Origin of the sequence: Streptomyces sp. NPDC008092, from assembly GCF_042957285.1 — a bacterium.
Lineage (GTDB): Bacteria > Actinomycetota > Actinomycetes > Streptomycetales > Streptomycetaceae > Streptomyces.
Genome location: NZ_JBIBHY010000027.1, coordinates 26,200 through 52,643 on the forward strand (window position 1 = coordinate 26,200; position 26,444 = coordinate 52,643).

23 protein-coding genes and 1 pseudogene are annotated in these 26,444 nt (G+C 70.1%); 15 read left to right on the plus strand and 9 right to left on the minus strand.

The features are described from left to right. Window position 1: 1 nt before the first annotated feature. From ACFZB3_RS48020 to ACFZB3_RS48045, 6 genes are all read left to right on the plus strand, one after another. Window positions 2-1,105, plus strand: coding sequence for an acyl-CoA dehydrogenase family protein (locus ACFZB3_RS48020; protein WP_391389823.1), 1,104 nt, complete (start codon window positions 2-4; stop codon window positions 1,103-1,105). Between the two features lie 5 nt (window positions 1,106-1,110). Then, window positions 1,111-2,238 carry an acyl-CoA dehydrogenase family protein gene (locus ACFZB3_RS48025; protein ID WP_391389825.1) on the plus strand — a complete coding sequence of 376 codons (1,128 nt, stop codon included), beginning with the start codon at window positions 1,111-1,113 and terminating at the stop codon, window positions 2,236-2,238. 31 nt (window positions 2,239-2,269) lie between these two features. Next, window positions 2,270-3,454 (plus strand): acyl-CoA dehydrogenase family protein, encoded by a 1,185-nt coding sequence (locus tag ACFZB3_RS48030; protein WP_391389827.1) that lies wholly within the window; start codon window positions 2,270-2,272, stop codon window positions 3,452-3,454. After that, window positions 3,454-4,260, plus strand: coding sequence for an enoyl-CoA hydratase-related protein (locus ACFZB3_RS48035; protein WP_391389829.1), 807 nt, complete (start codon window positions 3,454-3,456; stop codon window positions 4,258-4,260). The genes ACFZB3_RS48030 and ACFZB3_RS48035 overlap by 1 nt, the downstream gene beginning before the upstream one ends. Beyond that, complete coding sequence (locus ACFZB3_RS48040) at window positions 4,260-5,363, plus strand: acyl-CoA dehydrogenase family protein (protein ID WP_391389831.1); 1,104 nt, start codon at window positions 4,260-4,262, stop codon at window positions 5,361-5,363. Before ACFZB3_RS48035 ends, ACFZB3_RS48040 begins: the two co-directional genes overlap by 1 nt. Before the next feature lie 114 nt (window positions 5,364-5,477). Beyond that, entirely contained in the window at window positions 5,478-6,098 is a 621-nt protein-coding gene (locus ACFZB3_RS48045) for a TetR family transcriptional regulator (RefSeq protein WP_391389833.1), read from the plus strand. Window positions 6,099-6,102: 4 nt separating this feature from the next. On the opposite strand, the gene npdG is transcribed toward ACFZB3_RS48045, so the two are convergent. Continuing rightward, on the minus strand, window positions 6,103-6,840 hold the full coding sequence (npdG, locus tag ACFZB3_RS48050; protein WP_391389835.1) for an NADPH-dependent F420 reductase: 738 nt from the start codon (window positions 6,838-6,840) through the stop codon (window positions 6,103-6,105). 151 nt (window positions 6,841-6,991) lie between these two features. On the opposite strand from npdG, the gene ACFZB3_RS48055 reads away from it, so the two are divergent. From ACFZB3_RS48055 to ACFZB3_RS48065, 3 genes and pseudogenes are all read left to right on the plus strand, one after another. Then, window positions 6,992-9,388, plus strand: coding sequence for a CoA transferase (locus ACFZB3_RS48055; protein ID WP_391389837.1), 2,397 nt, complete (start codon window positions 6,992-6,994; stop codon window positions 9,386-9,388). Window positions 9,389-9,712: 324 nt separating this feature from the next. Further along, window positions 9,713-10,741, plus strand: a complete 1,029-nt coding sequence (locus ACFZB3_RS48060; RefSeq protein WP_391389839.1) for a DUF2889 domain-containing protein — start codon at window positions 9,713-9,715, stop codon at window positions 10,739-10,741. 113 nt (window positions 10,742-10,854) lie between these two features. After that, a pseudogene (locus tag ACFZB3_RS48065) lies at window positions 10,855-11,415 on the plus strand (MFS transporter); the annotation flags it as partial. Window positions 11,416-11,509: 94 nt separating this feature from the next. Here ACFZB3_RS48065 and ACFZB3_RS48070 read toward each other — a convergent pair. From ACFZB3_RS48070 to ACFZB3_RS48080, 3 genes are all read right to left on the minus strand, one after another. Further along, window positions 11,510-12,070 (minus strand): DUF6114 domain-containing protein, encoded by a 561-nt coding sequence (locus ACFZB3_RS48070; protein ID WP_391389841.1) that lies wholly within the window; start codon window positions 12,068-12,070, stop codon window positions 11,510-11,512. 37 nt (window positions 12,071-12,107) lie between these two features. Further along, on the minus strand, window positions 12,108-12,716 hold the full coding sequence (locus ACFZB3_RS48075; protein ID WP_391389843.1) for a DUF6230 family protein: 609 nt from the start codon (window positions 12,714-12,716) through the stop codon (window positions 12,108-12,110). Window positions 12,717-12,816: 100 nt separating this feature from the next. Continuing rightward, the gene (locus tag ACFZB3_RS48080; protein ID WP_391389845.1) at window positions 12,817-13,089 is read right to left on the minus strand and encodes a transposase; all 273 of its coding nucleotides are present in this window, start codon (window positions 13,087-13,089) and stop codon (window positions 12,817-12,819) included. A 295-nt stretch (window positions 13,090-13,384) separates the two neighbouring features. Here ACFZB3_RS48080 and ACFZB3_RS48085 point away from each other — a divergent pair, with 295 nt between their 5' ends. The 4 genes from ACFZB3_RS48085 to ACFZB3_RS48100 all read left to right on the plus strand — a co-directional run bounded on the left by ACFZB3_RS48085 (window position 13,385) and on the right by ACFZB3_RS48100 (window position 17,503). Further along, the gene (locus ACFZB3_RS48085) at window positions 13,385-14,530 is read left to right on the plus strand and encodes a cytochrome P450 (protein WP_391389848.1); all 1,146 of its coding nucleotides are present in this window, start codon (window positions 13,385-13,387) and stop codon (window positions 14,528-14,530) included. 451 nt (window positions 14,531-14,981) lie between these two features. Beyond that, window positions 14,982-15,293 carry a DUF485 domain-containing protein gene (locus ACFZB3_RS48090; RefSeq protein ID WP_391389850.1) on the plus strand — a complete coding sequence of 104 codons (312 nt, stop codon included), beginning with the start codon at window positions 14,982-14,984 and terminating at the stop codon, window positions 15,291-15,293. 2 nt (window positions 15,294-15,295) lie between these two features. Further along, the gene (locus tag ACFZB3_RS48095; protein ID WP_391389905.1) at window positions 15,296-16,933 is read left to right on the plus strand and encodes a transporter; all 1,638 of its coding nucleotides are present in this window, start codon (window positions 15,296-15,298) and stop codon (window positions 16,931-16,933) included. A gap of 366 nt (window positions 16,934-17,299) precedes the next feature. Further along, window positions 17,300-17,503 carry a hypothetical protein gene (locus ACFZB3_RS48100; protein WP_391389852.1) on the plus strand — a complete coding sequence of 68 codons (204 nt, stop codon included), beginning with the start codon at window positions 17,300-17,302 and terminating at the stop codon, window positions 17,501-17,503. 498 nt (window positions 17,504-18,001) lie between these two features. Here the strand turns inward: ACFZB3_RS48100 and ACFZB3_RS48105 are convergent, their stop codons facing one another. Then, entirely contained in the window at window positions 18,002-18,979 is a 978-nt protein-coding gene (locus ACFZB3_RS48105) for a LysR substrate-binding domain-containing protein (protein WP_391389854.1), read from the minus strand. Between the two features lie 118 nt (window positions 18,980-19,097). Between ACFZB3_RS48105 and ACFZB3_RS48110 the strand changes: the two genes are divergently transcribed. Both ACFZB3_RS48110 and ACFZB3_RS48115 read left to right on the plus strand, forming a co-directional pair. Then, a complete protein-coding gene (locus tag ACFZB3_RS48110; protein ID WP_391389856.1) occupies window positions 19,098-19,934 on the plus strand; it encodes an inositol monophosphatase family protein in 837 nt (278 codons plus the stop codon). Window positions 19,935-20,035: 101 nt separating this feature from the next. Then, window positions 20,036-20,653, plus strand: a complete 618-nt coding sequence (locus tag ACFZB3_RS48115; RefSeq protein ID WP_391389858.1) for an NAD(P)H-binding protein — start codon at window positions 20,036-20,038, stop codon at window positions 20,651-20,653. A 297-nt stretch (window positions 20,654-20,950) separates the two neighbouring features. Here ACFZB3_RS48115 and ACFZB3_RS48120 read toward each other — a convergent pair whose 3' ends face one another. The 4 genes from ACFZB3_RS48120 to ACFZB3_RS48135 all read right to left on the minus strand — a co-directional run bounded on the left by ACFZB3_RS48120 (window position 20,951) and on the right by ACFZB3_RS48135 (window position 26,207). Beyond that, window positions 20,951-23,872 carry a tetratricopeptide repeat protein gene (locus tag ACFZB3_RS48120; protein ID WP_391389860.1) on the minus strand — a complete coding sequence of 974 codons (2,922 nt, stop codon included), beginning with the start codon at window positions 23,870-23,872 and terminating at the stop codon, window positions 20,951-20,953. Between the two features lie 132 nt (window positions 23,873-24,004). Continuing rightward, the gene (locus tag ACFZB3_RS48125; protein ID WP_391389862.1) at window positions 24,005-24,241 is read right to left on the minus strand and encodes a hypothetical protein; all 237 of its coding nucleotides are present in this window, start codon (window positions 24,239-24,241) and stop codon (window positions 24,005-24,007) included. 108 nt (window positions 24,242-24,349) lie between these two features. Next, complete coding sequence (locus tag ACFZB3_RS48130; RefSeq protein WP_391389864.1) at window positions 24,350-24,913, minus strand: hypothetical protein; 564 nt, start codon at window positions 24,911-24,913, stop codon at window positions 24,350-24,352. A 4-nt stretch (window positions 24,914-24,917) separates the two neighbouring features. Further along, window positions 24,918-26,207 (minus strand): hypothetical protein, encoded by a 1,290-nt coding sequence (locus tag ACFZB3_RS48135; RefSeq protein WP_391389866.1) that lies wholly within the window; start codon window positions 26,205-26,207, stop codon window positions 24,918-24,920. Between the last annotated feature and the right edge of the window lie 237 nt (window positions 26,208-26,444).

Below are 26,444 nucleotides of genomic sequence, written 5' to 3' on the forward strand. Positions count from 1 at the left end.
GATGAGCACGGCAGCCGAAGAACTCCGGGCCTACCTGGACGAGGTCACCCCCGCACTGCACCGCGCCTGGCCGGACAACCGCTCCTTCGCGGCCCGTCTCGCCTGGCAGCGCGCCCTCCACCTGGGCGGCTGGGCGGCACCGCACTGGCCGGTCGAGGACGGCGGCCGGGGTCTCGGCATCCTCGACCGCCTGGCGTGCGACGCGGAGCTCGCCCGCGCGGGAGCCCCCGACATCGCCGGCGTCTTCGGCATCAAGAACGTCGGCCCCACCATCTCCCGGTTCGGTACCCCCGGACAGCGCGCCTCGCTTCCCCGGATCCTGTCCACGGAGGAGATCTGGTGCCAGGGCTTCAGCGAGCCCGACGCGGGCAGCGACCTCGCGTCCCTGCGCACTCGTGCGGAGCCGGACGGCGACGGTTTCCGGATCAACGGCCAGAAGGTGTGGACCTCGGACGGCATGCGGGCCACCCACTGCATGCTCCTGGTCCGCACGGATCCTGGGGCCCGGCCGCACCAGGGCATCTCGGTCCTGCTCGTACCCCTCGACACCCCCGGCATCGAACGCCGCCCCCTCCGTCAGATCACGGGCGACCACGAGTTCGCCGAGCTGTTCTTCACCGACGTGCACGTCCCGGCCGACTCCTTGCTCGGTCCCCTCAACGAGGGCTGGCGTGTCACCATGACGACCCTCGGCCATGAGCGAGCCGGTGTCGTCGAACTCGCCAACTCCCTCCAGCGCGACGTGAAGAAGGCGGTGGCCGGGTTCCCGGACGGCGTGGCCGACCCCGTGCTGCGCCAGGAACTGGCCCGCCGCTACGTCGAGGCGCGCACGGTCGGCCTGCTCGGCCGGGACGTGCTGCGTGCCCTGAGCGCGGGGGAGCAGCCCGGCCCCGCCCAGTCCGTCATCAAACTCGGCTGGAGCCTGACCACGCAGCGCCTGGGCGAGACCCTGCTGGACGCGGCCGGTCCCGCCGCCATCGCTGCCGGGGACGGCCCCGAGGTACACCGCTTTCTGCGTGGGCGTGCCTCGACCATCGCCGCGGGCACCACCGAGGTCATGAAGAACATCCTGGCCGAACGCGTCCTCGGCCTCCCGAAGGGATGAGTGCCGTGAGCGACCGGAACGACGAGCACGACGAACTCCGCAAGGTCGTCCGTGCCTTCCTGGAGAACGCCTCGCCGAGCAGCGAGGTGCGCCGGCTGGCGGAGACCGACGAGGGCTACGATCCCGACGTCTGGCGCCGCCTCGCGGACGAGCTGGGCCTGGTCGGCCTCATCGTCCCCGAACGCTTCGGAGGGGCGGGCGCCGGAGCGGCCGAACTGGCCGTCGTCATGGCTGAGATGGGCCGCACATTGCTGTGCGCCCCGTACCTGTCCTCGGCCGTGCTCGCACCGGCCGCGCTCCTGGAGAGCGGTGACGACGCGGCCTGCGCCGAACTGCTCCCGAACATCGCGGACGGCTCGACGATCGCGACCCTCGCGGTGGCCGAGGACAACTCGGACATCCGCGACCTGGACGCCGTATGGACGACCGCGCGCGCCGACGGGGACCGCCATCTGCTGTTCGGCACCAAGGAACGGGTCACCGACGGATACACGGCAGGACTCCTGCTGACCGTCGCGCGCACGGAGAAGGGGCTCTCCCTCTTCGCTGTCGACCCGGAGGCCGTGGAGCGCCGGCCGCTGCCCGCGCTCGACCCCACCCGTAAGCTGGCCCGGGTCCACTTCGACCGGACGCCTGCCCGCCTCATCGGCGCCGAGGGTGCGGCCGAGGGGGCCGTCGCCAGGGTTCTCGACCTGGGAGCCGTCGCCCTCGCCGCCGAGCAGGCGGGTGGCGCCGAACGGTGCCTCGAACTGTCCGTCGGGTACGCGAAGACACGCGAGCAGTTCGGCCGGCCGATCGGCGCCTTCCAGGCGATCAAGCACAAGTGCGCCGAACTGCTCTACGAAGTGGAGTCCGCCAAGGCGGCCGCCCAGGACGCGGCCCGCCTGTGGTCGGCGGACGCGGCCACGGGCGAGCAGGGCCTGGCCGCGTCGGTGGCCCGGGCGTACTGCTCCGAGGCCTACGTCCATGCGGCGGCCGAGACCATCCAGATCCACGGCGGCATCGGCTACACCTGGGAGCACGACGCCCACCTGTACCTGCGCCGGGCCAAGTCGTCGGCACTGCTGCTCGGCAGCACCTCGTGGCACCTGGAACGGGTCGCCGCCGACATCGGCCTCGTCCCCACCGCATGACCCCCCGACCCTTCGACTCCAAGGAGGCCCGATGGCCAGCGCCACGGCCCAGGAGGCCGGTACGTCCGCCGCGCGCCAGGCGCACTGGAGCGTCCGCCTGGCGGAGTTCCTGGACGCCCATGCGGGCAGGCCGCCCCGCGACAGGAACGCACGCCTGGCCTGGGCCCGCGCCTTCCACGCCGACCTGGAGGAGGCTCACCTCGCCGCGCCCGGCTGGCCGGCCGAGGCCGGCGGCATGGGACTGGACCTGTCCGACCAGATCGCCTACCACCAGCAGATGACGGCCGCCCGCGCCCCCAAGCACCCCTGCGGTCTGTCCTTCATCGTGGCACCCACCCTCATCAGGCACGGCATCCCCGAGCAGAAGGAGCGGTACCTGCGGCCTCTGCTGCGCGCCGACGAATTCTGGTGCCAGGGCTTCTCCGAACCGGACGCCGGAAGCGACCTGACCTCGCTGACCACCCGCGCGGAGCGGGTCGGCGACGAGTACGTCGTCAACGGTCAGAAGCTGTGGACCACCATGGCCCATCTGGCCGACTGGATGTTCGCCCTGATCCGCACGGGCCCCGCCGGACCCGGCGGCGCCGGGATCACGTACCTGCTCATCTCCATGAAGAGCAAGGGCATCACCGTACGCCCCTTGAAGGACATCAGCGGCGGCACGCACTTCTCCGAGGTCTACTTCGACGACGTACGCGTGCCGGTCGGGAACCTGGTGGGGGAGGAAGGCGGCGGCTGGGCCATCGCCCGCACCAGCCTGGGCCACGAGCGGGCCACCGCGTTCCTGTCCGACGAGTTCCGGTACCGGCGGGTCGTGAGCGAACTGCACCGGCTCGCCAAGACCTCGGGCGCCGCGGACGACCCCGTCGTCCGGCAGGACCTGGCCAGGATCGAGGCCTCGGTACGGGTGCTCGCCTCCAACAGCCGGCGTGCCCTCGACGCGGTGCTGGAAGGCCGGGACCCCGGTCCCGCGGCCTCGGTCAACCGGCTGGTGCGTGCCGAGTTCGACCAGCGTCTGCACGAGGTCGCGCTGCGCGTCGTCGGACCCGACGCCGTACTGGGCCAGCGCGAGCCGACCGCCCCGGAGGGCGGACGATGGACGTACGGCTATCTGATGAGCCGCTCCTCGACCATCGGTGCCGGCACCGCGGAGATCCAGCGCAACACCATCGCCGAGAAGGTCCTGGGCCTGCCCTCGTGGAGGAAGGAAGCCTGATGACGCCACCGAACGACCCCGGCGGACTGCCGGTCCTCGGGACGATCCTGGCCGAACTCGGTGAGGACCACGTCCTGACGGTGACCCTCAACCGTCCCGAGCGGCTGAACGCCTTCAACCAGCAGACGTTGGACGACTTCGCCGCGCTGTGGCGGTACGCCGCCCAGGAGGACGCCGTGCACGTGGTGGTCCTTCGGGCGGAGGGCGAGCGGGCCTTCTGCACCGGCGTCGACGTCGGGGAGGGCATCGACCGGCACCCCAACCCGTTCAGCGACCTCGATCCCGGCACCAGCCTGTCGCCCAAGCTGAACCGCTGCTGGAAGCCCCTCGTCTGTGCGGTGCACGGCATGGTGGCCGGGGGAGCCCTCTACTGGCTGAACGAGGCCGACATCATCGTCGCCGCCGAGGACGCCACCTTCTTCGACCCGCACACCACCTACGGGATGGTCGCGGCCCTTGAGCCCATCGGGCTCGTCCGCCGCATCCCCATCGGGGAGGTGCTGCGGATGGTGCTGCTGGGCAACGACGAGAGGATGTCGGCGCGCCGGGCCCTGGAGATCGGCTTCGTCAGCGAGGTCGTCGAGCGGGAGCGACTGCGGGAGCGGGCGCACGAACTGGCCGCGCTGATCGCGGCGAAGCCGCCCGTCGCGGTGCAGGGAAGCGTGCGGGCGATCTGGGAGTCCCTGGACACCGGACGCAGCCAGGCCCTCTCCTCGGGTCTCGCCTACACCCAGATCGGCAACCCGATCGGCAAGGCGCAGATCGACCGCGATGCCGTCAAGAACCGGAAGTACGAGGTGCGTTGATGACCGTCGACGCGGAGATCGAGAAGGAACTGCGGGAAGCGCTCGGCGGCCTGTTGCGTCGGCGCTGCGACATCGAGACGGTGGCCGCCCTGGCCGACGGGACCGAGAGCTGGGACCGGGACCTGTGGCAGGAGCTCAGGGGCATGGGCGTACCAGGGCTGGCGATCCCGGAGGAGTACGGCGGCGAAGGCGCCGGCTTCTCCCTCGCGGTCGCCGCGCAGGAGGAACTGGGGCGCCGGCTCGCGCCCCTGCCGACGGTGTCCGTGGTCGCGGCCCAGGCCGCCCTGCTGGCGGCGGGGACCGACGAGGCCGCGCGATGGCTGCGCCGGATGACGGGGGAGGGATTGACGGCCGCACTCGCCGTCGGACGCAGCGCCGACGGCTGGAGCCAGGACGCGGGGATACGCGCCGAGGACGGATCCGGGGAATGGACCGTGACCGGAATCGTGCCCGTGGTCGCCGACGCGCCGTGCGCGGCCGTGTTCCTGGTGGCGGCGGAGACCGCGGCCGGCCCTGCCCTGTTCGCGGTGGAACCGCAGAACCGGTGTGTGACGACGCCCGTCGACGCCCTGGACCCGACCCGCCCCCTGGGGGCCGTCGCCCTGACGGACTGCCCCGCCCGGCGGGTGGCCGGACCGGACGTCTTCGGCGACGTCCTGCGCGCCGCCGAACGGGCCGCGCTCGTCCTGCTCGCCGCGGACGCCGTGGGCGTCGCCGCCGAGGCCATGGACCTGGCGGTGGAGTACGCCAGGACGAGGCACCAGTTCGGCCGCGCCATCGGTACTTTCCAGGCCGTGTCGCACCGCTGCGCGAACATGCTCATCGCCGTCGAGTCGGCCCGGGCTCTGGTCGCCGCCGCGGCCGCCGCACTCGACGAGCCCGGTCCGGACACCGACACCGCGGTGTGCCTGGCCGCCGCCGAGGCCCTGGAGACCGCCGTCTCCGTCGCCCAGGGGTGCGTACAGGTGCACGGCGGCATGGGCTTCACCTGGGAGCACCCCGCCCACCGCTACCTGCGCCGCGCCAAGGCCGCCGAGGCGCTGGTAGCACTGCCGGACCGGCTGCGGGAGCGTGCGGCGACCGACTTGCTCGCTGCTGTGTAGATGCCCAGCCGCACGGTGCCTGTCCGCCCCTCGCCCGGGTGCACCGGGGCCGGACATGGTTACCCTGGTCGTCCCGCCTGGTCGTGCGGGACAGACGGAGAGGAGGCCGCGCCCGTGCCTACGGAGTCCGCGGAGCGTGAGCGGATCATCAAGGCGGCCTACCGCTGCCTGGCCGAGGCGGGAGGCGCGGGTGCCTCGGTAGGCGACATCCTGCGCATCGCAGGGCTCGGGACGCGCGCCTTCTACCGGCACTTCGACTCCAAGGACGACCTGCTCCTCGCCATGTTCCGGCGGGACAGCGAGCGGCTGCTGGCCGAACTGCAGAGCGCCGCGGCGAGCGCGACCACTCCTGTCGAGGCGTTGCAGGGATGGATCGAGGCGATGCTGCGTCTGACGTCCGAGGCGCGTCGGCGCCAGCACGTACGGATCCTGTCCTCCGAGGGAGCCCGGCGCGCTGCGGGGTACGCCGCGGAGCGGGCCCGGGTCGCTGCGGGGCAGGAGGCCGCACTTGCGCAGATCCTGCACCGGGGGCGCCAGGACGGATCGTTCCCGTGGGCCGACCCCGAGTCGGACGCCCGGTTCATTCGCGCCGTCATCGCGCAGGCATTCGACGAGCAGATGGCGTCGACGGCGTCCATGAGCGCGACCGAGGCCGCCGCCCGGGTGCGCGACTTCGTACTGAGGGCGTTGGGGGCGACGGCACCGGCTGTGGCGGTGGAACCGCAGAAGCGCTGACGCTCTACACGTCGGTGACGCGGAGTCCGGCGTGTGCCTTGTAGCGGCGGTTGACCGAGATCAGGTTCGCGACCAGGGACTCCACCTGGTGGGCGTTGCGCAGCCGTCCCGCGAAGACGCCGCGCATCCCGGGGATCCGCCCGGCCAGGGCCTGCACGATCTCGACGTCGGCCCGCACCTCGCCGAGCACCATCACGTCGGTGTCGATCTCCTCGATCTCCGGGTCCTGGAGCAGTACCGCGGAGAGGTGGTGGAAGGCGGCCGTGACCCGCGAGTCCGGCAGCAGCGCCGCGGCCTGCTGCGCCGCGCTGCCCTCCTCCGGCCTGAGCGCGTAGGCGCCCTGCTTGTCGAAGCCGAGCGGGTTGACGCAGTCCACGACCACCTTGCCGGCCAGTTCCCCGCGCAGCGACTCCAGCGTCTTGCCGTGCCCTTCCCACGGTACGGCGACGATCACGAGGTCGCTGCGGCGCGCGCACTCGGCGTTGTCGGCGCCCTCGACACCGTGCCCGAGCTCGTCGGCGGCGGCCTGCGCGCGCTCGGCGGCCCGGGAGCCGATGATCACCTTCTGGCCGGCCCGGGCCAGCCGGTAGGCGAGGCCCTTGCCCTGCGGCCCGGTGCCGCCGAGCACCCCCACGACCAGACCGGAGACGTCGGGCAGGTCCCAAGGGCCCTTGACCGGCGCTTCGCCGAGCCGTTCGGGCGCGGCCGCGGAGGACTCGGTGGCGTTGTCTCTGATGGTCACGGCAGTGCCTTCCGTATGGCGAGTGGGAGATGGGCGCGGCCGGTCCGTTCATGTCTCTTGACGCACTCTTCAGCCCGCGGCCAGACTCACTATAGGTGAAAATGCTGTTTTCGCGACGATCGGAGAACCGGCGATGGAGTCGCAGGAACGCGTGAGGACAGGACCCCTGGAAGGGCTTGTGGTGGTCGACCTCTCCACGACGGAGCCAGGAGCCTTCGCCACCCAGTTCCTCGCGGACTCCGGTGCCGACGTGGTCGGCATCGAGCCTCCTGGAGGAAACCCCCTACGCTCCCGGGCGGCGTGGCCGGCCCTGGCGCGCGGCAGGCGGAGCGCTGTGCTGGATGTACACGACGAGGCCGACCGCAGCGCCCTGTTCCGGCTCGTCGAGCAGGCCGACGTGTTCGTCACCACCATGCGGCCCCGCACGCTCAAGCGGCTCGGCCTGGAACGGCAAGACCTGGAGCGATGCAATCCGCGGCTGGTCAGCGCGGCCGTCACCGGCTGGGGATCCGGCGGTCCCTGGAGCGATCTGAAGGGCTACGAGGGGCTGGTCATGGCCAAGTTGGGCATGTTCCATGTGAAGCGGGACATCGTCGCCAGGTCCGGGCCCGCGTTCCTGTCGGTGCCGTTCGCGACCTGGGGGGCGGCTCACACCGCGGTCCACGGCATCCTGGCGGCGTTGCTGGAGCGCGAGAGCAGCGGGTGCGGGCAGCATGTGGAGGCCGACCTGGTGCGCGGTATCGGCACGCTGGACACCTGGACGTGGTTCACGGAGCTGGTCGGGCTGCGCTGGCCGGATGCGTACCGCACGGTCGAGGCCTACACCCCGGAGGGGGAGCCGCATTCGACCTTGGTCTACCCGCTGCTGGTGGCGCGGACGAAGGACGGGCACTGGCTTCAGTTCGCCCAGCTCGGGCCGCGCCTGTTCGCGGCGTTCCTGGTGGAGCTGGGACTTGCGCAGCTGCTCAAGGAGCCCAAGTGGACGGGGTATCCGGACCTCTGGACACAGGAACTGCGCACCGAGTTCTGGGAGATCCTCCTCCGGAGGGTCGGTGACCGCACCCTCGCGGAATGGCAGCAGGTGTTCGAAAGGAACCGCGACGTCAACGCGGAGGTCTTCCGCTCCGGTCCGGCTGTCCTCGGACACCGGCAGCTCGCCCACGACGGACGTGTCACCGTGGCGGGCGGGGTACGTCAGCCCACGACCCTCGTGCACGCGGACGGGAACCCCCTGACGCCGGCCCGGCCCGCACCCCGTCTGGACGAGCACGGGGATTCGGTCCGGGCACGGTCGATGAGCGGTGGGCCGGTTGTCCCGCCCGCGGATGGGACCGGCGGCCTGGCTTTGCAGGGGGTCACGGTTCTGGATCTGGGCGTGATGTTCGCCGGCCCGTTCGGCGCCACGCTCCTCTCCGACCTCGGGGCCAGGGTCATCAAGGCCGAGCCACTCGAAGGCGACGCGATCCGGCGGGTGTTCCCCTTTCCCGAAGCGGGCGGAGCCAAGGTGATGCAGGGCAAGGAGAGCATCTGCCTCGACCTCCGCACGGACGAGGGCCGCGCGATCGTCCATGAACTCGCCCGCCGCAGTGATGTCGTACTCCAGGCGTTCCGGGCCGGAGCCGCCGAACGCGCCGGCGTGGATGCGGCCACGCTCAAGGCGGTCAATCCCGACCTCGTCTACGTCGACGCCTGCGGGTACGGCGACGGCGGCCCGTACGGGGCGCGACCCGCGTACGCCCCTTCGATCGGCGCGGCGGGCGGGGTGGCACTGACGGACGCACCCCACGCGGGGGCCACGGCCCGCTGCCTGGCGGAACTCAAACGGGGCGCCGTGCGGCTGTACGGCGCCGCGGCGAAGCCCTCCCTCCAGGCCGACGGCCTGGCGGCGTTGGCCGTCGCCTCCGCGGCGCTGCTCGGCCTGCGGGCCCGCGGCCGTGCGCTGGCACCCTTGACGACCTCCATGCTTGCGACGGTCACCCACGCCCTGCTCGACCGGGTCGTCGACTACCCCGGCCGTCCCGCCTCCCCGGACGTCGACGACGAAGGCTGTGGCTTCCACGCCCTCTACCGCATGTACCGAACCGCCGACGGCTGGATCTTCCTTGCGGCGCCGGCGGCGAAGGAGTGGAAGCCGCTGGCCGCCGCGCTGGAGCTGAGCGACGCCGGGCGCTTCGACACTCCCGAGGCGCGTACCGCGCACGACGCGGACCTCACCCGAGCCCTGGCGGAGCTCTTCGTCACACGCCCCGCGGCCGAGTGGGAAGAGCTGCTCACCGGGGTCGACGTGGGCTGCGTCCAGGTCACGGAACAGCCCCCCGAGGTCGTGATCCAGACACACGAGGAGCTGGCCGTGCAGTATGCCTCCACCGCCGAGAGCCCGGTCTTCGGCGAGCACTTGCGCCCCGGTCCCACGGTCCGCTTCTCCCGGTCCGCCACGCAGGCGAAGGGCGGCTGCCTCGCCGGGGAGCACACCGATGCCGTGCTACGTGAACTCGGCTACGGCGACGGGGAGATCGCGGGCCTGCGTAAGCGCGGAATCGTCGGCTGAGCCCAACGGCGTCGGCGGTCGCCGGTTGACAGACGTGGTCTTCTGGCCGATTATGAAAATGACGTTTTCGATGTATTGGGCAAGTGTGTGTCGTGCGGTGTCGCCGGAACCGGGGTTCTCGTCGCCCTCGACGATGGCGACCTGCGGATCGCGGCCGCCTCCACCTGTCGCGGGGCAGCTCCGACGGTGATGCGCCTGTGGCCGGCTCATCCTGGCCGTGCGGGACGCCGTCCCGTACGGCGCTGCGGTCACCGATCCGAACGGGGCACCCCAGGCCCGTCCCGTCGTACCGCACAGCCCTGCCCCGCCTCCGGGAGTTGAAGCATGGTGATGACCGGCCCTTCGCGTGAGCTGCATCCCCGCCACGGCACCCATGAGCCGACGGTCGGCAGTCCCGCTCGCTCGCCGGGATCGATCCGCCGCACCACCAGCATCGACATGCTCCGGCCGGAAGGCCTGGACGGTCCGCTGGTCCTGGCCGGACGCGGTCGTGATCTGCTGACCGCTGCTGACGGGACAGCGAGCGTGGTCGCGAAGGCCGCTTGCCGTGCCGTGGTCGACTACACCGGCGGCTGGGCTCTCCGGGAGTTGACGACCGAGCCCTGTCGTCCTCGGCTCGCCACCCTGCTCGGCGGCCGTACCGCCTCCGGCTTCCGGGCCCGGCTGAACGCATCCGACCCGTCCCTGACCGCGCAGCACAACCTGCTTCACCTGCTCCTGGACGAACTTCCCGTGGTGACTCTGGTCTCCGGGCACGCGGTGAACGCAGGCCGCACCGGACCGGTCGCGTCGCCAGGACGTCCGGCGCTCCGGGAGAACCAGTGCGCCGGGTTCGCGACCGGCGGGACCATCATGGTCGAACTGCGGCGAGACGGGAAAACGCCCGTAGTCACGGGTCCGGAAGCGCCGCGGCTCACCGTCGGGACGGACCCGCTCGCCTGGCACGGCGCCGAGCCCCTGCCGCCCGGGGCCATGCGCCGGGTCCGCCGCACCGACGTGCGCCCGGGCCTCCGGGCGACCGTCGACGGTCTCTTCAGGGACTTGTACGTGCTGCCCGACGGCACCGAGACCGTCATCCACGAGTACACGCTGAGCGCGGTCGTCGACACGAGGGCCGGCTCGGTGGTCTCCTGCGAGGCGACACCCCGTGTCCTGCCCTGGACCGAGTGCCCTGCCGCGGCGGCGAGTGCCACCCGCCTGGCCGGACAGCCCCTCGCGGACCTGCGCCGGCAGGTACGGGAGACCTTCGGTGGCACGGACACCTGCACGCACCTCAACGACATGCTGCGTGGACTGGCCGACGTGCCGGCCTTGTTGTCCACGCTCGCTGCGGACGGCCCTGCCGACACGTGAAGCGACGACGAGAGGTCGCCATGTCCGTTCTGGTTCTCCCTACCGGAGGGGGAGCGCCTGGGCCTGACCAGACATCTGTTGAGTCCCCGGCTGACGGACACCCCGTGGGACGTGCGTCGCTCGGCTTGTCCGGACTCGCACTCGCCGCACGGGCCGTCCGCGAGTCGCCGCTACGGCAGCCGGGACGGTTCGACATCGGTGGCGCGCTGGGCCTCGCCATGTGGCTGGTGTGCCTGCTGCTCGCGGTCTCGCAGGGCGGCGAGTGGGGCTGGGGGACCGGGCGCGTCGTACTGCTCTTCTCGGGGGCCGGACTTGCCCTCGCCCTGTGGATACGGCAGCAACTGCGGGCACGGGAGCCGCTAGTGGACATCAGGCCGTCCTCCCGTCCGCGCGTGGCGCTCCCGCACACAGCTGCCCTGCTCGTCGGATTCGCCTTCTATGCCAACTCCCTCGTCACGGCCCAGCTCGTGCAGGCGCCCACCGCCACCGGATACGGCCTCGGACTGTCGATCGTCGCCGCCGGCCTCTGTCTGCTGCCCGGCGGTGTCCTCATGGTGTTGCTGTCCCCCGTCTCGGCCCGCATCTCCACGACGCGCGGGCCTCGCTTCACCCTGGCCCTCGGCGCACGCGTCATGGCGTCGGGATACGTCTTCCGCATCCTGGAGAGTCACGACCCGGGCCAGGCGATGTCCTTCGAGAGCGACGCCGCGGTGTTGTTGGACGCGCCTCTCGAAGACCTCGGCCGCCACCTGGTCCGGCAGGTCCTCGTCAGTCGGACCGAACACGGCGGCGATCCGCTTCTGCACGTCGTCTTCGCCTCGTTGCAGAGGGGGGCTGGGCGACTTCCTCGTCCTGCGTGCGAACGTCCGTCGCCAGTGCCGTGACCGCCGCGCCGGGCGCCTCGACGGCCCTTGACGGGTGAGCAGATGCCGGCTGACCGGGAGTCCAGGCGATGGACAGAGAGGCTCCGATCAGGCTCAGGAGGAGGCCGAGGAAGAAGCCGCCCAAATTGGAGACCGGAATCGATGCAAGGGCCAGCAAGATGACCCCGGAACCTGCGAATACATGCATGACTGGCTGTAGCCACATCGTCAGGCCAAGCATGACGACAAGCCCACCGATGACCAGCGAACCGCAACCAGCAGTTGTCGCCATGCGAATGGGAAGTTGGCCGATTGTAAGGCCCGCGTAGGGTGGATAGAGAATCGAAATCGCGCCCATCGCAGTGAGGACACCGGCCAGGAATGGTCGACCCGCCCGCCAGCTGTTGAACCGTTCCCGGGCGTCGGCAAGTCGATATCGAGAACCTCTAGGACGATCTCCGCCCATCTGTCACCTCTCTGGATGTCCACCGTGGGTGGGCGGGCTAGAAACATTCATCGAGACCCCTATGAATTCTCACACTGACCCCACTTGACTCGCTGCTGCCGGTAGTCGTTGCCAGCACGATCTGTTTGGAATCGGTCACCACGATGGAATCGGAATCCCGTGCGGCGCCGGCGGGATCAACTTTGTCTCCCGCCTTGATTCCCGGACCTTCTGTGTCGGCCCCTGCGGCGACACCGCTACGCTCGCCCCTGACCGTGGTTGCTCCGGCGACAGTCCGAATAACGTCAGAGTATGAATCGTGCGCCGTGGACTCCTCCGTGGTCACTCTTACCGTATATGTGCCGATCAGTGGGATGTCTCGAAAGACCGTGGACTGGCAGATTCCTTTGGACTTTGAAAACCTAAGACCCGAGACGAGAACCGGGATCCTTTTTCCGTCATACCGCCTGTCTGTGGCGGTGTATTGAATCAAGCCGGCCCCCTCTGCTCGTTCGGTGAAAATCTTCATTTCCTGATTGGAGATGGTGAATGAGGCTGCAAGGACACCCTGGGCCACGGCGATGAAGAGTCCTGCGCTGGCAGCAAAACTTGCGACCATAACGCCGGCGAAAATTCCCCATCTGATCCTGCTGGGCTCGCTGGGCATATTGTTGCTCACTCCCTGAGAAGATTGCATATTGCGGCCAGGAGGGCATCGGTGAATCAATGTATTGATCTCCGGCGAGATAGGTGTCGACGCGAGACATTCAACATCCCAGGCGTCCCCGGCATCGTAGGTCAAGGCTCACTGATGAGCGAATCACGGAATGTCCGCCAATCGGGTGACGATGTCGAGTCTGCTTGCCGTCCTTGCCCGGCCGGGCGGCCATCGGCTCCACCGACTTGCGCCGCCCGTCCAGCAGCAGGCCGCGCAGATGCAGCGCGCCACACCCGCGCTGATCCGCCCGCGTGAAGGGCTCGAACATCTCCGCCGCGAGGGTCTGCAGATCGCATTGGACCGCCGCCAACTCCTCAGCCATCACACCCGCTCAACAGCACCGGCAATGAAAGCGACACGCCACCGGCGAGTGAACCTGACCAGGCACTACTAGCCTTCCGGTCACCCGTAAAGAAGTGCGGATCGCAATGAGAAAAGCGGTCAAGTGATGCATCGCACATGGGGTCGGGGCCGGATCAGGGCCGTGTTAGCGTGCGGCCGTGAATTCCCCTGGAAGGCTCGACACCACTGACCCAATCGGATTGCTCGACCTGTTCGGCGACAGCTTTATCAGAAACCCTTATCCCTGGCTGGACCTTCTGCGGTCCGCGTCTCCCGTGCACCACGACCCCGTCACCGGGCTGTGGCTGGTGAGCCGCCACAAGGACGTGCGACAGGTACTCCTCGCCCCCGACCTCTTCCTCCCGGACAACGCCCAACACGCGGTCAGCCCGCTGCCCGTCTCCGTACTGCGGGTACTGGCCAGGGCCGGCTTCTCGCTCCCGCCCGCACTCGCCAACAACGGAACCCCGAACCACCCCGGACTGCGGAGAGTCGTCACCAGGTTCTTCCACGCGCAGCGCGTCGCTGAAGCCGTACCGGTGATCGAGCGCATCGCCATCGAACTGCTCGCCGACGTACAGTCACAACTGGCCGCCACCGGCGGCTGTGATCTGTTCACCTCATACGCGCAGGTGCTCCCCTGCAGAGTGCTCATGGAACTCCTCGGCATCCACGGCGTGGACCCGAGCACCCTGATCCGTTGGAGCGATGCCTCATTGGAGCTGTTCTGGGGCAGACCCGCGCCCGAGCGGCAACTGGAGCTGGCAGAGCTTGTGGTGGCCTTCCACCAGTGGCTCACCAAGGCCGTGCGTACCGGCTCGGTCCCCTCCGACTCCTTCATGGGAGCGCTGAGCCGTCACCGCCTGCCTGACGGCACGCCTCTGGACGTCGAGACAGCGGTCGGCGTGTGTTTCTTCGTCTTCGTCGCCGGTCAGTCCACCACCGGGCAACTTATCGCCACCGCGCTGCGCGGGGCACTGTTCGAGCCAGGTACATGGCCGCGCACAGCGTCGGAGGCAGGGCTGGCCGAAGCCTGGGTCGAGGAGATACTGCGGCGTGAGCCGCCGGTGACCACCTGGCGCCGGGTCACCGCGCGACCGGCCGAAGTGGACGGGAACGAACTCCCCACGGGTGCACACGTATTGCTCATGCTCCTGGGCAGCGGCTCCGACCCGGAGGTCTTCCCCGATGCGGAACGGATGCACCCGAACAGGGCGAACGTCCGCCATCATCTGGCCTTCGGCGCGGGACGCCATCGATGCCCCGGTGCCTCGCTGGCGCGTACCGAGGCTGCTCTGGCCGTGCGGGCGGCAGCACGCGCTCTCCCCGACGTCCGGCCGTCAGCCGGGGCTGCAGCGCCCCCGATGCTGGGCCTGCTGTCCTTCAGGGCACCTCTCGAGGTGGTGGTAGAACAGCCGTAGCAGCCGCGTCCCGGGTCTTGACACCACCTGCGACCTGCGGCTGCTCGTTTGTGAGCGCGCCGGTGACATGTCGCACATATACAGCGCGTTGACGGAACATCACCGGATCCACGACTCTCTTGATCACGACACGACGCTGCACGGCAACAGCCGCTTGAGCGAATGCACGACCTCGCGAGCGCCCCAGAGCGCCCGACCCGTGCCCGGTCGTTCGTACGCGATCCTTCGCCAGAGATCCGGCCCAGCACCCTGTGCGTCGAGTGGCGAAGGACTCCGGCAGCGTCCTGTGCCGCCTGCGATGCGGCGGCTCAGGCGCGCCACCTGCCGGCTTCGCGTGCCGTCATCCGTTCCCACCGTGCCCGGAGGATCCGTGCCCCCGCAGTACTCCCCGAACACCCCAGGCCGTCCCCCGGTACCGCGGCACACGCGCGGCGCCGAGCAGCGGACCCGCGTGGACGGCCTTCGCAAGGCCGTTCACCGGACCCAGCGTGCCTTTGTCGCGGTCAACCTGGTTCCCTTTGCCGCCGGCATAGTGCTCTCCTGCTTCACCGACGTTCCCGCGGTCGCGGTGTTCGGAAAGCTCACACTCGGCCTGGTGTGGGGCGTCTTGCAATGCGTACTCTTCGTCGCCACCGCCTGGTGGTACGAGAGCCGGAGCACGCGGTTGTTCGATCCCGTCGAAGAGTCCCTGACGGCTGTTGTGCACCGGGCCGAGACGACGGGAGTCGTTCCCGGCAACGGCTCTCCGGCGGTGACGCGGTGACCATGGACATCCTGAGCTCGGGCGTGGTCGATCCCATCGGTTCGGGCGCGAGACGCCCGGTGATCCTGGCGTTCCTCATCTTCATCGGGCTGTGTCTGCTGTGGCTCTTCACGCTCGCCACGGCGGAGGAGGAGACTCCGGAGAGCCTCTATGTCGCCGACCGGTCCCTGTCTCCGGTCTTCAACGGATTCGCCATGGCCGGCGAGCAGATCTCGGTCGTCACCCTGCTCACGGTCCCGGGGACCATCGCGCTGTTCGGCTACGACGGATTCACTTTCGCACTCGACAGTCTGATCGTGCTCGGCGTGCTGCTGCTCCTCGGGCAGAAGATACGCAACAGCGGCGGCTACACGCTCGGCGACATCTTCTCGCTGCGCGCCTCTGACAGGGCGCCCCGAGTCGCCGCGACCGCGGTGACGCTGGCCATCACCCTTCCCATCCTGATGATCCAGCTGCGGGCCGCCGGCGTCAGCACAGCACTCCTGATCGGTACCCCGACCGATGGGGCCGAGGTGCTGTGCACAGTGCTGATGGGCTGCCTCGTCGCCTGCTTCGCCGCGGTGGCAGGCCTGAAGGGGAACAGTTTCATGCACGTCGCGAAGGTGCCGGTCACCATCGGGACGCTCGCCGCAGTCACTTTGCTGGCACTGAGGAAGTTCCACTGGGACCCCGGAGCTCTTCTCTCGGCCGCGGTCGAGAAGAGCAGCGCCCCGAACGGCTACCTCCGTCCTGGGGGTTGGCCGTACACGGCGAGTCTCGGTTCGCTCAACACGTTCTGCGACCACATCGTCGTCATCCTCGGTACGGCCGTGATGCCTCATCTGATCCTGCGGGTCGGCGCGTCCCGATCCGGGCGTGCGGCGCGGCGATCCATGAGTATTGCCACGGGGCTGGTAGGTGTCTTCATCCTTCTCCTGATCACCACGGGCTTCGCTTCCGTGGCCGTGGTGGGCACCACGAACCTCACCGCGGTCGACCCGGGCGGGCAGGCCTCCCCGATCCTGCTGGCCTCGGCGGTACTCGCCGGTGGGTCGACCGGCCGTGTCGTGCTCATCACGATCATGGCGTGTGTCGTCTTCGTCGCCGTGCTCACCACGGTGACCAGCGTGACCTTCGCTGCTGCCGTCTCGTTCGCCCACGACGTTTTCACGCGAGGCAAGCGCCGTCGCACTGACACCCAAGAGGTGCGGGCAGTGCGGGTGGCCGCCGTCGTCCTGTGCACGGTAGGTCTGTCCCTTGCCGCGGCCGTCCACCGGTACCCGACCGAGTTCCTGATCGCCTTCTCGATCAGCGTTGCGGCTTCATGCGTCTTCCCCGTGCTGATCTATTCGTTGTTCTGGCGCCGGTTCAATCGCAGAGGACTGCTGTGGTCCGTCTACGGCGGGCTGCTGCTGTGCACCGCTCTCACGGCCTTCTCGCCCATCGTCTCCGGGTCCCCGTTCGCGCTGTGGCCGGATACGAGTTTCGACTGGTATCCGTACCAGACCCCGGGGCTGGTCTCCGTGCCTGCGGCGTTCGTCCTCGGGTGGTTGGGCAGCATCACCGCACCAGCAGCCCCCGAAGCCGGCTTTCAGCGCATGCAGTACAGAATCCTGACGGGACGGGAGGCCGAGCCCGAGGCCGTTGATGCACGGCGATAGGAACTGAGCCGGCCGTCCGAGCCGATGCACAGTGGCTATGGGCGGGCGGCCGCGACCACGCGGTCGAGTTTCGGGAGTGAAGCTGTCCCCGCTGAGCCGACCGGTTCGGAGCCGGCCGGTGTCGCGGCGCTTCCAAGAGGCCGCGGCGCGCTTCAGGGGGCGCTCGCGGACCTCGATACGGCAGGCCGACATTGAGGTGATCGCGCCCTCGGCGGTGGCCGGCGGGAGACGGTCGCCGTATCGAGCTGCTCGCCCTGGCCATGGTGGCCAGGGACGGGCGATCCAGCAGACAGCTGGGTGAGGAGGGCCGATCCCTCAACGGCGGGAAGCCGCCTCCGCCAACCGACAGGCGAGGGCAGAAGCGACATGGGTGACGTCGTGGTGCCGTACGGTCAGCAGCAGTTCACCTTGATCACATGGTCGCTGCTGAGGTCAGCAGGTGCGCGGCGGTGGAAGCAGCACAGCGGTTTCGACCGGATGCCACTCGGCCGCTCCGTTGTCGTGCCGGACCTGGCCGAAGGGCTGATCGCCGAAATGAATCCCGAATCTGAAGGTGTCCGGTTCGCTTGAGGAGTTGTCCGGCACCCCGGCCCCCCCACCGGCTTGCCCGAGGCGGCCTTGACGCCACGTTCAGAGCGACTGGGGAGTGAGACCGGCGTGGGATGTGAGTGCGAGTCCACCGTCCGGCGGGAGCGTGTACCTGGGCAGGTCGTCCCTCGCCGACCACGTGGGAGGAAGTCATGATTGCGGTCGATGCCTGGCCGTCTGCCGCAACGCATCCGGTGGCCGGAAGAACTGTGTACGGGATGTGCACGCGGTCCGTACGCGGGGCGCTGCCCCGCAGGTCAGATGGGCGAGCCGGAAGCGTGTCGTTCATGAGCACGGGCCGGTATCCGTGAGGGCGACCGAGGCACCGGCCACCGACAGGCCGACGCCGTTCCGCAGCGCCGACTCCGGCATCGGACCAAGCCCTTTTCTGCGCGCTCGAAGCAGTCTGCCCAGCCGCGCATGAGCTGGTCGGGCCTGATCGGCATGTGGCTGGAGTTCTGCCGCGCCGACGTACCGCGGTCAGCCGCTTTCCCCGTCGGCGGTGGGGGCCGAGGGGGCAGGGGTGCCGTCCGGCGGCCGGGCCGGGGCGGAGTCCGGGTCGGGGGCGGTGAGGACGGTGCGCAGTGCTGTCAGGAGTTCGGCGCGGAGCCAGGTGTGGGCGGGGTCGGTGTCGTAGCGGTGGTGCCAGGCGACGACGACCGGGACGGGGGGCAGGTCGAGGGGCAGGGTGCGGGCGCGTAGCCGCAGGTCGGTCCAGGCCGGCCGGCATACCTGTTCGGCGACCGCGGTGACCATGGTGGTACGGGCGGCGAGCTGGAGCGCCGCCGTGGTGCTGGGCAGGGCGGCGCGGACGCGTCGGTGCAGGCCGAGGCCGGCGAGGGCGTCGTCGATGGGGCCGGTGAGCCGGCCGCGGCGCGAGACGGTGACGTGTTCGGCCTCGGCGAAGCGTTCGGGGGTGAGCGTGCCGGTGGCCAGTGGGTGGTCGGCGCGCATCACGGCGACCATCCGGTCGGTGCCGATGCGGCGGGCGGCGATCTCGGGCCGTTGCGGTGCGGTGGCCCCGATCTCCAGGTCGGTGTGGCCGCGCGCGAGGTCGGCGACATCGGCGGAGGGCTCGGCGAGGAGCCTGATCGAGACGTTCGGTGCGGCCTCGGCGACGGCCGCGATCAGGATCGGGGCGAGCGCCGACACGAGCGCGTCGTGGCAGCGAAGGGTGAAGCTGCGCTCCAGCGTTTCGAGGTCGAGCGCGGTCACGGGGGTGAGCACGGCGGTGGCGCGTGCGACCAGGTCCCGGGTCTCCTCGCGCAGCGCGAGCGCGTGCGGGGTCGGGGTCATCGTGCGTCCGGTGCGCACCAGGATGTCGTCGCCGGTGGCCTTGCGGATGCGGGCGAGGGTACGGCTCATGGCGGGCGGGGACAGGTGCAGCCGGTCGGCGGCAGCCGCCACGCTGTTCTCCTCCAGCAGGGCGTCCAGGGCGACCAGCAGATTCAGATCCACATGCACCACGGTAACTGATGACCTTACAAGAGTGCACTGGCGGTCATGTGACTGTCCTCCTAGCGTTTGCGGTGTCAGAGGCCAACAGGTCCCGGACACCACCTGAGAGGACCGCATCATGAACACTTCCACCACCACGACCGCCACCGACGCTCCCGCTGCCTCGGCCGAGGACCGGGAGCTGCTCACGGCCGTGGTCGACCTCGCCGCCGAGGCGGGCCGCGCTCTGGAAGCCAGGTACACCACCGACGCCCGCCCGGCGACCCGCCATGACATGTTCCAGGCCGGCACGGCCGACGGGCAGGTCTCGCTCGACATCCTGCGGCCGGGCCTGACCGCGCTGCGCCCGGAAGCGCGCTGGCTGACCGACGAGTACGAGACCACCGAACTGCCCTCGGGCGAATGGTGGGTCGTCGACGAGGTCGAGGGCAACGTCAACCACGTGCACGGGCTGCCCGAGTGGGCCGTGACCGTGGCGCTGGTGCGCGACGGGCAGACGGTGCTGGCGGTGGTGCGCCAGCCCGTCGGGGACCTGACCTACACCGCCCTGCGGGGCGGCGGTGCGCACCTCAACGGCACCCCGCTGAAGATCTCGGCGAAGACCGAACTGAACGCCGCGATCGTGGTGACCGGACAGGCCGAAGCCGACCAGGACGGCACCTACCGCCGCATCGGGGAGTCCATTTCCGCGATGCTCGACAAGGCCCTGCTGGTACGCGCCACCGTGCCCTCCACCTTCCCGATGCTGCTCGTGGCCGCCGGTCACAACGACGTGTTCTGGCAGTACGAGCCGGTGCTGCCCGGCATCGCGGCCGGCGCCCTGATGATCACCGAGGCCGGCGGCACGGTCACCCGGATCGACGGCACCCCCTGGGTCCCGGGGTCCGACACCGTCCTGGTCGCCGCTCCGGCACTGCACGAGCAGGCCGTCCAGGTCCTCGCGAAGATCGCCTGACCGGGCGCACGGCCACCGGACCACCTTCAGAACCGGAACCCGGAGCACCTTCAGAACCGGAACCCGGACCACCTTCAGAACCGGAACTTGGGGAAACTGCCATGAACGTGACCATCCTTGCCGCCTCCGGCGGCGTCGGGCTCGCGCTGACCCGTCAGGCCCTCGAACGCGGGTACACCGTCACCGCCCTCGCCCGCACCCCGGCACGCATCGACCTGCCCGACTCGCCGCAACTGACCCGCGTGGCCGCCGACGTACGCGACCCCGACTCCCTCGCCAAGGCACTCGACGGCAGCGACATCGTCCTCTCCGGCCTCGGGATCGCCCAGGGCGACAAGCCCGGCGCACTCACCGCCGGCGCCCACGGGGTGATCGACTCGCGCCCCGGCCGGATCATCTGGCTCGGCGCCTACGGCACGGGCCCGTCCGCGCAGGCCGCCGGCTTCGCCACCCGTACCCTGCTCAAGGCGATGGGTGCCGAACTCACCGACAAGATCGCCGCCGACGCCGCGGTGCTGGCGGCCGGGGGCACCGTCTTCCACTCGGGGCCGTTCGCGAACGGCCCCGCCAGCACGACACGACGCACCGTCGGACTCCACGAGACCCCCAAGCGGTTCTTCCCGGCACGCATCAGCCGCGAGACGGTCGCCGCCGCCATGCTCGACGAGGCACAGACCCCCCGCTTCCCCGGACGAGTCGCCGTCCCTCTCGCCCTCTGACCTCCGGAGCGGCGCCGGCCCGCCCCCGGAGGCGCACGGGTGAACCCTGGCCCTGGTCCGCCACCTCGGCCGCCGCGAGTACATGAACGACCGTCGAAGCCATCGCCGGCCTGTTGTCCCGCCAACAGATCACGGACCTCGAATCCGCACGGCAGATGTGAACCCGAGCCCCACTGAAGTCGTCGATGCGTCACCGGCTACCGTGCACGGACTCGCCGGCCAGATCTCGGCGGCCCCCTGCTCCTGAGGGGGCTGGCGTGCGGCGGCGGCGACCGTGTTGCCCGATGCTGCCGGTGGTCAGTCCGGTTCCCGGTGCGTGGGAGATCCCCAGGGGGCGAGGGCGCGCAGGATGGGGGTCAGGATTTTCCGAGTCCAGGTGGTCCGTTTGACGTCCGCGCCCTCGGACGGGTCGTCGAGTGCTGCGGCGACGCGACGCAGTATCCGGGAGCCGCCGGTCAGCAGCCCGAGGCTGGGGCGCAGGGCCAGCACGGCGGCTGCCTGCCGGGGCACGCCGGGCCACTGCACCTGGTGGGTGAGGAGTGCTGCGAGTCTGATCGCGGCCGTGATGGCGGCACGGTTTGCAGGCAGGTGCTGCCGTAGCAGTTCCACCAGGGGCCGGGCGATCTCGTTCTCGGCGTCGACGATGCCGAACTGGATGGTGAAGGCCCGGGTGAAGTCGTCGACAGCCTCTTCGTACCGCCCGGCGTAGAGACGGACCGTGCCACGGCCGCTGAAGGGCCACGGCCACAGTTGATCGTCGGCAAGGGCCCGGTCGAAGTCCCGTTCTGCTTCCGCGAGCCGGCCTGCCTCCCACAACAGCCAGCCACGCATGGCGTAGGAGAGCGGGTACCCGTCGTCGACGGAGATCGCACGATCGAGGTCGGCCAGAGCTTCGGTTTCGCGGCCGAGTCCGTGCAGGGCCCAGGCGCGGAGCGCGTGCGGCCAGGCCCGGTCCCGTGGCCCGTGTTCGTACGGCGCGGTCAGGGCCCGGTCCACCTCCCGCAGGGCCTCCGTGTGCCGGCCGAGGTCGAGGAGCAGGTCGGCGAAGAGGGCGCGGTGCCACTGCGATTCGGAGTCCAGATCGGCCGCCCGCGCCATGTCGCGGAGCGCTTCGTCCCAGCGCTCCAGGCCGCGCAGGCACCGGGACCGCTCCGCATGGGCCCAGGTGTACTCGGGGTCGATGGCGAGCGCGCGGTCCAGATCCGCCAGCGCCTCCTCGTAGCGTCCTTCGATGCGGTGGACCTCGGCACGGCTGGCGCGAGCCCACTCCTGCCCGGGGTCGAGTTCGAGGGCATGGTCGAAGTCGGCGAGCGCCGTGGCGCGGTGCCCGGCCGCCAGGTTGACGTGTCCCCGCACCACGTGCGTCCAGGCATCGGGACAGACGCGGATCGCCTCGTCCATGTCAGCGAGAGCGGCCGCTGTGTTTCCCATCTGCTCGTGGGTGAAGGCGCGTTCCACCAGTGCGTCGGAGTGCCGCGGATCCAGCGCCAGGGCCGCGGTCAGGTCGGCGAGCGCTGCCTCGTTCCGCTCGGCGCGCCGGTGCAGTCGCCCGCGCACGACTCGGGCGCGCAGCTCCCCCGCGGTACCCGTACCGGAGTGGGCGAGCAACGCGTCCAGGATGGCCAGGACAGCCGCGGTGTCGTCCCGGGACGCGCCGGACAGCCGTGCTCCCCAGGTCTGCAGACCGTCGTCCTCGGTGTCCGCCCCGGCCTGGGCCAGTAGTTGAGTCCAACGCCGTGCCGTGGCGCTCCCGTGCTCGCAGGCGTGGACGGTCTCGGTGAGCGCGTCCGGGAGCGCGCGGCGCGGATCGGCGCACAGGTGGTGGTAGGTCTCGTTGTACCGGTGTTCGCGCCAGGCCGCGTCGCTCCAGTGTTCCGTGCTCGGCAGGCTCTCCTCCCGCTGCGTCCGCCAGGTACGGAAGGTCTCCGCGAGCAGCTCGTGCGCGGCACGCCAGCGGGCCGGGGACTGCAGGCGCTGCAATCGCAGCATGGGAGCGCGTACGACGTCGTGGTAGCGGCACCGCCCGGCCTGGTCGGTGACGAAGGCGAGCCGACTCACCCACGCGTACTGCTCGGCGGCCGTCGGCGGGGCGACGGCGCGGTAGACGTCCTCGTCGAACTGAAGGGGGAGGGCCAGGGCCAGGGCGGCCGCCCGCCGGGCCGGGTCGGTCTCCCATTTCAGGAACCGCTCCACCGCAGTCCCGGAGGGATCGCCCACGGTGCGGTCGGAGTTGGGCCGGGCCTGGGCCAGGGTGTGCACCAGTACGGGGAGCCGGCCGGACAGGCGCAGTACGACCTCGACCACCCGCTCGTCGGTGACGCCCCGCAGGGCCAGCAGCGAGCGCGCCTCCTCCTCGGTGAACACCTCCAGCGGTACCTCCGTGACCAGGTCGAGCCAGTCGCTCCAGCTCCGGGCGTCCAGCCGGCCCTGTCCGGACAGCACGATCTGGACATTCGCCGGCAGGACACCGTGGATGTCGCCGAACGCGATGTCGCGCAGCCACTCGTCCAGCACCGGGCCGGTCCGCTCGTACACGTCGAAGAACAGCACCATCCGCGGCCGACGCCGTGCCACCTCCGCCAGCTCCTCCAGGAACACCGGGGTCAGGACGCGCACCGGCTCCATGACAAGCCGTACGTCGTCGTGGGATCGCAGCCGGGCGCCCAGCACGGCCCGCAAGCGGTCCGCGCCCTGGGCGACCTGTTGTGGATCGACGGCACCGGCGAACGCCCCGACGACCGGGATCATCCCGAGGCCGGCCAGACCCACCTGCGCGGCGACCGACGCCGGGAGCGAGGCCGCGGGCAGCTGCGTGGCGCCGGCGTCCTCCGCGGCCGTCTGAGCATCCCGGGCCGACTGCGCCTCGTGCTCGCGCTGGCGGAACGTCGTCAGCAGCTTGTCGAATCGACGTAGCTCCAGACCCTGAAGGCCGAGCCGGCCGCCGATCTCCGCCATCGCCTCCACGGCACTGTGCACACCGTCGTCGAGATACACCGTGGCCGCGCCCTGTTCACGGGCGACCGCCTCCCACTGCCGCAGCAGCGAGGTCTTGCCCACTCCGGCGTTGCCCCGCACATGGAAGAAGAACTGGTAGTCGTCGCCCGACGGATCCCGTGCGAGGTTCTCCCGGAACGCGTTCAACTCGCCGCGCCGACCGACGAAACCGCTCCGGCGCCGGCGCCGGATCAACTCCTGGCGTGATGGTGGCTGTTCTGGCATCCCGCACCCCCGGCCACCACTATGGCAGGGGTGCCCTGCGGTCGGGGCAAGGGTGATAGTGCCTCCGTGGTCGACGATTCTCCCCACCGCCAGTTCGTCGGCGATCGTTCTTCGCCTGGAGCCGGAGGCCCACTACCGCACGGCGACGCGGATCATCCGGCACCGTTCCGCACGGGAGCCGCCGGAGTTGGGGCCCTGACCGTGTTCCACGTTTCCCAGGACCGCGGCCGTCGTCGTGGGACCGCCGCCCCAGCTCTCACCGAGGAGACGAGCAGCATCGCGCCAGCCGTCGCAGGCCGCGGAGGGACCGGGAGTGGTCGACGCGGAGTCCCGCGCCTCGGTGTCGAGGCTGTGGCCGACGGCGCGCACCAGACCCCTCGACCCTTGCGCGGCCCATGCTGCATCGGCTTTCTCGTGGCCGGACGCGGCCACCTGTTGCGGCAGCCACTGGAATTCAGGCCGGCCGCGGCGGGTGTCTCAGCCTGTTTCCTTGGGCGGCGCGATCTTGATCTCGTTGACGCAGCGCAGGTCCTGGCGGAAGGTTCTGGTTCCCTGCCGGTAGCGGAACCGGCAGGTGGTCAGTTCGCCGTGGACGGGGCCGGTCACCTTGATACGTGCCAGGTAGTAGACGTCCGACCTCTGGTGCGGCTTCACCACAACCGGCTGTCCTGCGTAGTTGTGTGACCGCTCCAGGACGCCTCCCTCGGCGCCGATCCGGGCGACGCCCATCAGCTGGCCCTCCGTGTCATGTGCGCTGACGGCTCGGTATCCGAGGATCCGGACGCCCTTGGGCTCGGGTGCGAGTGTCGCGCCGAGGACGCTGAGCGGTTTTCCGGAGGTGTTGGCCGGCGCCGGCAGGGCCACCCAGTACTCGTGGCCCAGCTCGGCGGCGTCGTAACTGCCATCGACTTGGGACTGCATACCTCCGTCCAGGGCGGTGCCCTGGACGTCACCCGTTCCTGACGGCGCGCGGTCGCACGACGCCAGGGAGGCGATCGCCGTCACCACCAGCAAGAGGCAGGTGATCAGGCGCAGCAGCATGGCGCTACTTGGAGTACATGACGCCGGCGCGTGCGGCTGCGAACGATCCATCTCTGCCCCAAACCCAGTGCTTGCCCGGCTTGCTGCCGGCCGTGATCTTCTGCCTGTGATTGCTGTCGTAGCCGGTCTTGGAGCCGAGCGACAGACCGTACACAGACACCGAGCCCCCGAACTTCGTGCTCTTGCCGTTGGCGAGCTGGAACGCTTGGTGAGGCTCCAACCAGACTCGGTTGTCCTTCGGGGAGTGGTTGAAGTTGGCGGTTCCGTCATGGCTGGAGACGTCCTTGCCGGTCAGTCCCACAGCGCCCTGGGCGGGAATCCTGTAGCGGCCGACCTCGACCGTGTACCAGGTCGCCTTCGTCACCCCGGAGCAGATGTGATGGTGCACGTACTTGATGTACTCGATCGGCACCTTGTACTGGTGGGCATAGCACGGTCCCCTGTTGGGCCAGCTGGGAGTCTGTCCCATGCTTGAGGTGAGTTCCTTCGAGCCGCCGATCGTCCAGTCGCCGCTGCTCTTGACGGCGATGTCGATCGAGCTGCTCATCGACGAGTCGTACTCGAAGGTCCCCGTGGCGTCCCATCCGGCATGGGATTCACCGACGACCGCGTACTTGATCGACGAGCTGACTTTCAGCTTGACGTCGTCGCAGCTGCCGGAGTTCAGCGGGGTGACCGACTCGGCGCTGACGTCCTTGCCGTTGACGACGTAGGCGTCGTAGTCCGCGGCGAGGGTGCTGTGGTCGCTCTGCCACTGCGGGTCCGTCAGGCCCGTCGCCGCCGGGTCGGCGGCGAGCTGTCCGGCGTAGGTGGCAAGCTCGGTGGACGCGGAGTAGGTGTCCGGGGCCATGCCGTCGATCTGAAGGCTCAGCGTTCCGCCGGGGGCGATCTGCGCCTTCGGAGCTCCGGTTCCGTTGCGGGTGTCCAGGAGCCGGCTCTGGGAGACGGGCACGTACCCGCCGGGCGAGGTGGTGCCGTCACCGGAGGTGAAGTACCCGCTGACGTTCACGACCAGATCGACGGTGCCGCTGTTGTTGTAGACGTCGACCTTGCCGTTCGCCGCGACCGCGACGATCGCCGCGTTGCTCGTGGTCTCGCCGCTGGAGTAGTGGACGGTCGAGCCGGGAGCGGGCCTGCTCGTCCCGTCGGGCCGCATCTCCAGATAGCTGCCGTTGGCCGTGGCGTTCACGGCCTTGACGACCAGCGACACCGCCGACACTCCGGAGGCCGGCACCCCGCCCACGCCCGCCACCTGGAAGGACGTGGTGGAAGCCGGACCGAGCGTCGCGCTCACACCGAGAGCCGACCGAGTGTCGACGATCTTCGACGAAGGCGAGACGGGGAAGAACCCGCCGCCCGCGGCGGTAGTGGCACCCGCGTGCTCAAGGCTCCCCAAGCCGAGCCACGCGAGTGTCGAGAAGAGTACGACGGCCAGCACCAAGGGTCTGTGCCGAGTACGTCTGGCTTGAAACATGTACTAATGCCCCACGCTTTCATGGACTTCTCCCGAACCGTGGATCATGTCCGGTGC

What these genes read in the sequence shown, in the direction of transcription:
- ACFZB3_RS48020 (WP_391389823.1), top strand. Translation starts at nt 2, where the DNA reads ATGAGCACGGCAGCCGAAGAACTCCGGGCCTACCTGGACGAGGTCACC.
- ACFZB3_RS48030 (WP_391389827.1), top strand. Translation starts at nt 2,270, where the DNA reads ATGGCCAGCGCCACGGCCCAGGAGGCCGGTACGTCCGCCGCGCGCCAG.
- ACFZB3_RS48035 (WP_391389829.1), top strand. Translation starts at nt 3,454, where the DNA reads ATGACGCCACCGAACGACCCCGGCGGACTGCCGGTCCTCGGGACGATC.
- ACFZB3_RS48040 (WP_391389831.1), top strand. Translation starts at nt 4,260, where the DNA reads ATGACCGTCGACGCGGAGATCGAGAAGGAACTGCGGGAAGCGCTCGGC.
- ACFZB3_RS48060 (WP_391389839.1), top strand. Translation starts at nt 9,713, where the DNA reads ATGGTGATGACCGGCCCTTCGCGTGAGCTGCATCCCCGCCACGGCACC.
- ACFZB3_RS48070 (WP_391389841.1), bottom strand. Translation starts at nt 12,070, where the DNA reads ATGGGCGGAGATCGTCCTAGAGGTTCTCGATATCGACTTGCCGACGCC.
- ACFZB3_RS48075 (WP_391389843.1), bottom strand. Translation starts at nt 12,716, where the DNA reads ATGCCCAGCGAGCCCAGCAGGATCAGATGGGGAATTTTCGCCGGCGTT.
- ACFZB3_RS48080 (WP_391389845.1), bottom strand. Translation starts at nt 13,089, where the DNA reads ATGGCTGAGGAGTTGGCGGCGGTCCAATGCGATCTGCAGACCCTCGCG.
- ACFZB3_RS48095 (WP_391389905.1), top strand. Translation starts at nt 15,296, where the DNA reads ATGGACATCCTGAGCTCGGGCGTGGTCGATCCCATCGGTTCGGGCGCG.
- ACFZB3_RS48100 (WP_391389852.1), top strand. Translation starts at nt 17,300, where the DNA reads ATGGGTGACGTCGTGGTGCCGTACGGTCAGCAGCAGTTCACCTTGATC.
- ACFZB3_RS48110 (WP_391389856.1), top strand. Translation starts at nt 19,098, where the DNA reads ATGAACACTTCCACCACCACGACCGCCACCGACGCTCCCGCTGCCTCG.
- ACFZB3_RS48115 (WP_391389858.1), top strand. Translation starts at nt 20,036, where the DNA reads ATGAACGTGACCATCCTTGCCGCCTCCGGCGGCGTCGGGCTCGCGCTG.
- ACFZB3_RS48120 (WP_391389860.1), bottom strand. Translation starts at nt 23,872, where the DNA reads ATGCCAGAACAGCCACCATCACGCCAGGAGTTGATCCGGCGCCGGCGC.
- ACFZB3_RS48130 (WP_391389864.1), bottom strand. Translation starts at nt 24,913, where the DNA reads ATGCTGCTGCGCCTGATCACCTGCCTCTTGCTGGTGGTGACGGCGATC.